Here is an 866-nt window from a genome sequence, read left to right as displayed (position 1 = left end):
ATTGCGAAGCAGGATCAAACCAAATGGCAATATTTCCGCGACTCATGAGTGCTCGGTTATATGCGGGCCTATTGGTTGTGCGGTAGATTTTGTGTGTAGGCTTCTTCATTTGAAAATTATATCGCTGAAAAACCCTTTACAGATAGGTTTGTGCAACAAAGCCCTTTGTTTCTATCATGATCAAAACATTCATGCTGTGCATCCTGCTCTCAGCCTGAACAGCGGATTCGATTTTGATAAAGGTACAGTCACTGTCTTTGTGCAGTGTGTGAATTGGAATAGTCCTTGTGTGAGGGCTGTTTCGAATAACTCTTTTATAGAAAGTGGGGATGATTATCTTTTTTTTTTGATCCCAAATGCTTTTCTCCATGCTAGTGGGCAGGTGCCATATTTTTCACGGAAATTCTTTCTAAATGACACAGTATTATTAAAACCTGAAAGCTCGGTTATCTTTTCGATAGACAAGTTTGTCGCTTCTAAAAGTTCACAACTTAATCTGATTCTTTCAGTATTCAGCCAATCGACTAAGGTCATACCTGTCGCTTTCTTAAAGTGCCGTGTGAACGTCCTGCGTGTCATATGTGTCCGTTCAGCGAGGCTTTCAATATTATGTTGTAAGGCTAAATTCTTTCTTAAAAAATCAAGTAATAGGTTAATTTGTGCATCTTGGCTCGATTCTGCGACTGGCTGTTCAATAAACTGAGTTTGCCCACCTTCACGGTGAGGCGGGATCACCATTACTCTAGCAACTTTATTCGCAATTCGTGCATTATAGATTTCACGTACCAAGTACAAGCAGCAGTCTAACGCTGCGCCTGTTCCAGCAGAGGTTACGATCCTTTGGTCTTCTACATACAGGGCGTCAT

Annotated in this window: 1 protein-coding gene and 1 pseudogene; both read right to left on the bottom strand. The window is 41.1% G+C overall.

Translation table 11 applies throughout. The annotated features are described in order from the left end of the window. Window positions 1-109 (bottom strand): annotated as a pseudogene (locus tag ACF8FD_RS03090) (IS5/IS1182 family transposase); the annotation flags it as partial. A 224-nt stretch (window positions 110-333) separates the two neighbouring features. Continuing rightward, window positions 334-866, bottom strand: a 533-nt coding sequence (locus ACF8FD_RS03085) for a GlxA family transcriptional regulator (protein ID WP_392453139.1), incomplete at its 5' end; no start/stop codon positions are given.

Source organism: Acinetobacter sp. TYF_19 (genome assembly GCF_043105125.1).
Taxonomy (GTDB): domain Bacteria; phylum Pseudomonadota; class Gammaproteobacteria; order Pseudomonadales; family Moraxellaceae; genus Acinetobacter; species Acinetobacter johnsonii.
Note: the sequence above shows the minus strand (reverse complement) of the source record. Positions and strands in the feature narration are given on the sequence as shown.